The organism is Microcystis sp. M49636_WE2 (genome assembly GCF_030065375.1).
Taxonomy (GTDB): domain Bacteria; phylum Cyanobacteriota; class Cyanobacteriia; order Cyanobacteriales; family Microcystaceae; genus Microcystis; species Microcystis aeruginosa_C.
Genome location: NZ_JASJFG010000297.1, coordinates 1 through 3,906, shown reverse-complemented (window position 1 = coordinate 3,906; position 3,906 = coordinate 1). Strand labels below are relative to the sequence as shown.

General features: G+C 37.0%; 5 protein-coding genes. 4 read left to right on the top strand and 1 reads right to left on the bottom strand.

Features of this window, described 5'->3' with window-relative positions; genetic code table 11:
• The first annotated feature begins 48 nt into the window (after positions 1–48).
• From PX484_RS07105 to PX484_RS07090, 4 genes are all read left to right on the top strand, one after another.
• The gene (locus PX484_RS07105) at positions 49–564 is read left to right on the top strand and encodes an alpha/beta hydrolase (protein ID WP_002784786.1); all 516 of its coding nucleotides are present in this window, start codon (positions 49–51) and stop codon (positions 562–564) included.
• 73 nt (positions 565–637) lie between these two features.
• Positions 638–1,552, top strand: coding sequence for a DNA adenine methylase (locus tag PX484_RS07100; protein WP_287766119.1), 915 nt, complete (start codon positions 638–640; stop codon positions 1,550–1,552).
• A gap of 29 nt (positions 1,553–1,581) precedes the next feature.
• Positions 1,582–2,358: a type II restriction enzyme gene (locus PX484_RS07095; protein WP_287766121.1), complete on the top strand. Its 777-nt coding sequence runs from the start codon at positions 1,582–1,584 to the stop codon at positions 2,356–2,358.
• Between the two features lie 143 nt (positions 2,359–2,501).
• Positions 2,502–3,185 carry an anticodon-binding protein gene (locus tag PX484_RS07090; protein ID WP_287766122.1) on the top strand — a complete coding sequence of 228 codons (684 nt, stop codon included), beginning with the start codon at positions 2,502–2,504 and terminating at the stop codon, positions 3,183–3,185.
• 129 nt (positions 3,186–3,314) lie between these two features.
• Here PX484_RS07090 and PX484_RS07085 read toward each other — a convergent pair.
• On the bottom strand, positions 3,315–3,906 hold a 592-nt coding region (locus tag PX484_RS07085), incomplete at its 5' end, for a coiled-coil domain-containing protein (RefSeq protein ID WP_288103273.1).

Sequence of the window (3,906 nt, the reverse complement as noted above, 5' to 3'; positions counted from 1 at the left end):
TGAGTCAATCATCCCGATCGCTTTTCGCTTGTTTTGCACCTTTGGTTTATGTTCAAAAATCTTTTACTTCCCCTAGGAATATCTATCTTTCTCGGTGTTTGTCAGTCTTTGTCAGCCGCCGAATCAGCTATCATCAAATACCACATCTTCCAAGGGTCCGTATCGGTATCAGAATTAAAGCAATTGAGCGAAACAGGCGAATTAGCTCCCGCTTTGGCGGCACAATTAAAGATGGCTAACCAAAAACCCGAAGAATTCCGCAAAATCCTTAATCGTCGGGTAGCGGTGGATGCCGTCTTTCTTTCCAAATTTCTTAATAGTTTTTTTGGCGAAAGTTTGCTAGATTATGCCGCCGAAATTGTCCACACCCCCAATCGAGCCGCTAGTCGGCAAGCTTTACGCGGTTCCTTAGTCACTTCTGCCCTCAACGATAACGAGATTCAAGTCATCGAAGTCCTTGCCAATTATCCCACCAGCGAGGTTCATGTGGATGGCAATCGTCTGCTGGATTTAATCAACCAAATTGAATCAGTATTGAAAAAAATGCCCCGTTTACCTTTCTGATACCAAATCCGCCTTTCAGGTTTTCTTGAATTGCGCTGTAAATTGAATAAATTAGGATAATCTAGCAATAATAATGACCACTTCTTTGTCTCAAAGGAAAACAGTTAGCGGCAAACCTTTTTTAAAGTGGGCGGGAGGCAAAACTCAACTGGTTCCTAATATTCTATCTTTGATTAATTCCCATATTTCTCAGGATTGTCAGTTTAACTACATTGAACCTTTTGTCGGAGGTGGGGCAGTTTTATTCTCAGTATTAAATAATCCCTATCCTGTTCAAAAATTTATTATTAATGACATCAATCCTGATTTAATCATGGCTTATAATGTTATTAAAGATAATGTCAAAGAATTAATAGTCAAGCTTAAAAAAATCCAGCAGGATTTTTATGAACTTAAAAATCTAGAGGAACAACAAAAGTTTTTTTTAGATAAAAGAATAGAATTTAATTCTCGTGGCTGTGATGAAGATGTAGAAAAAACAGTTTTGTTATTATTTCTCAATAAAACTTGTTTTAATGGACTTTATAGAGTCAATAGCAAAGGACTTTTTAATGTCCCCTTTGGAAAATATGTCAAACCGTTGATCTGCAATGAAGAAAACCTATTAGCTGTCAATCATCATTTACAGAAAGTGACGATCCTACAAGGGGATTTTGTCCAAACCCTAAATTATGCCAATAACAAGACTTTATTTTATTTTGATCCTCCCTATAAACCGATTAAAAAAACATCAGCTTTTACCTCTTATACTAAAGAAGATTTTAACGATGAGGAGCAAATAAGATTAAAAGAATTTATCGATCGAGTCGATCGGGCAGGTTATAAATTTATTTTAAGTAATTCCGACGTTAAAAACTTTGACTCTGACAATAATTTTTTTGATGATTTATATAAAGATTATAATATTCAAAGGGTAAAAGCCCGACGAAATATTAATTCCCAGGGCAATAATAGGGGAGAAATCTGGGAATTACTGATCAATAATTGACAAAAATTAAGCCTAACAGAAAATACGACATGAATAAAAATATTTCTTCAACAGATCGAGGGTGGCAAGCTGTATTCGATAGATATAACTTGCACGATCATGATTTTTGTAATCATCCTTATTTTATTAAGGCTGAACAGATTAAAGCATCCACAAAACATTTTGAAACTACAGGGGAAAGAGAAGTAAGAATTTTATGTAAACAAGATACAAGAGAAAGCCGCCCAGAAGTTTTTAAAAAGCTAGGATTGTTTATTTTACCAGTCAAGAATGGAGAGTATGTGATATTAAAGGGCGAGGGTTATGTTGATATTCCTATCATAGAAACACCCATACAAAATTATCAAACTTTATTAGATTTTCAATTAGAAACTTCCTTGATAGGTGATTCAGAAATGCAACATCTGGACTTCGCTTACGCATCGAGTCTAATTCGTCACTTTATCAAAGATAATAGCCTAGTATTAACCATTCGTGGTAGAAAATATACCCCTGAATTTACACTAAAAATTAATGATCATGTTCTTAAAATTAAAGGTGTACAAACAGAGGTGGATGCAGGATATGAAGGCAAGAACCAAATTGTCCTGATTGAAGCCAAAAACTTAAGTATAGACAATGTAATTATCAGACAGTTGTATTATCCATCTAGACAATGGCAACTGCATACTAAAAAGAAAATTGTTACACTATTTTTTGCTAAGAAATCAAATATATATTATTTATGGAAATTCGAGTTTGAAAATCCAGACAATTATAATAGTATTAAGCTGGTGGACTCAGCGAGATTTGAAATCATAAGCTAAATTTATCGTAGTTCTCATATCAGTTAGACACAATTAACTGATTGTTGATTAAGCGTATCAAAATCTAGAATGTCTCTCATGAGAACACTAGAATAAACCGACCATTTTGATCTGCAAAAAACGCCTTGTTTACCCTTCTGAGTATGAATTTTATCTGCAATCATCCCTCGATCGAGCATTGTTTAAAACAACAATTAATTAATATTTTTCCAGAAAACAACCATAAATTAACTTTCTATCGTTGCCCAAAAACTGATAGTGTCCTCTATCGTTCACCTCTGTTTTATTATTTTACGCCCGCTCAATGTCAAACCATATTTAACCATTTAATCGCCCTTTTTCCACAAATTCAGCTTAGGGAAGGATGGCTAGAATTATTATTAGATCAGCAATTTTTGTCCTTTTGGTTACTGAAACTAAACGATTTAATCGATAAGTTTTTCTCCGATCAGCTTCCTCTCCATCCCAGAGGAGAATTTTTCTTTTTATTTCAATACACTCACGCTCGTTATTCTGGTTTGTTACAACTGCTCAATCGGGAAAAAATTAGATTAACCGAGTCTGAACCGTTATCGTGGCATCATCCCGCCGAAATAGCCTTAATCCTGCAAATTTTAACCGTTTGCGATTGTTGGGAAGGCCAGAAACTTTATCCCCTAACCGCGAATTTTTGCGAAGCGATGCTCAATTTTGAGCGTAACTGTCGCATTATCGGAGAATCCGCCCCAATTCAGCGATCGAGATTAATCCTGATTAGCGTCAGTCAAAAACTACTTAACCGTCTTCTCCGTCAAAAATGGCAACTGCTGCCAATGACGGAACTATAAAAATATCAACTTTTATGAATTTAGTGGACAAAACCATCAGCCTATGATAGATTTTAATTAGTGTGAGGAGCGAACCAGAATAGAGAGCCGAGACGAAACATGGACAGTCGCCGGCTCTCTTTCTGTTGTTTAGGAATTATTTTCTTCTTGGCGATATTTAATAAAAGTGGGCAAATCAACCCGAAAAGAGGAATATTTCGGGGAAGGAGAGATGATAGGTGCGGGCCAATCCCTGTCTTTCTTCTTTAAGGATTCTACTGGCTCAATTGTCTCTAATTCCGCTAAAAACTCATCGATGGGAGCCACTTCATCGCTTTCTTGGTTTTCTGTCTGAGACCAAGGCTCGATCGCAGCTGCCTTGGCAACAATGGCTAAATCTGGGGAAAAATTGCGATCGCTACCGCGCTGGAAATACTGGGCCAAGGCCGCTTTATACTGGAGGGTGTAGCGTTGCTGACGTTGGAGACGGGTGCGTAATTCCTGCAATTGCTGGTCATAGTTGCAGAGTTTTTGGCTTTTTTCCTGATAACTTTCCTGAATTAAGGCACATTCTCGCTCTAAACGGGCTAATTGTTGGCGTGTGCGGGTCAATTCTGCGGTCAAATTGGCAATAATCATCGGTTGCCGTTGTTCTGCTTGACGATACTGTTCGATTTCTCCTAAAGCTCGCTGTAATTGTTGCTTTTCGTATTGCAGTTCCTCGTTTTGCTGCTGGATTAGG

What these genes read in the sequence shown, in the direction of transcription:
- PX484_RS07105 (WP_002784786.1), top strand. Translation starts at nt 49, where the DNA reads ATGTTCAAAAATCTTTTACTTCCCCTAGGAATATCTATCTTTCTCGGT.
- PX484_RS07100 (WP_287766119.1), top strand. Translation starts at nt 638, where the DNA reads ATGACCACTTCTTTGTCTCAAAGGAAAACAGTTAGCGGCAAACCTTTT.
- PX484_RS07095 (WP_287766121.1), top strand. Translation starts at nt 1,582, where the DNA reads ATGAATAAAAATATTTCTTCAACAGATCGAGGGTGGCAAGCTGTATTC.
- PX484_RS07090 (WP_287766122.1), top strand. Translation starts at nt 2,502, where the DNA reads ATGAATTTTATCTGCAATCATCCCTCGATCGAGCATTGTTTAAAACAA.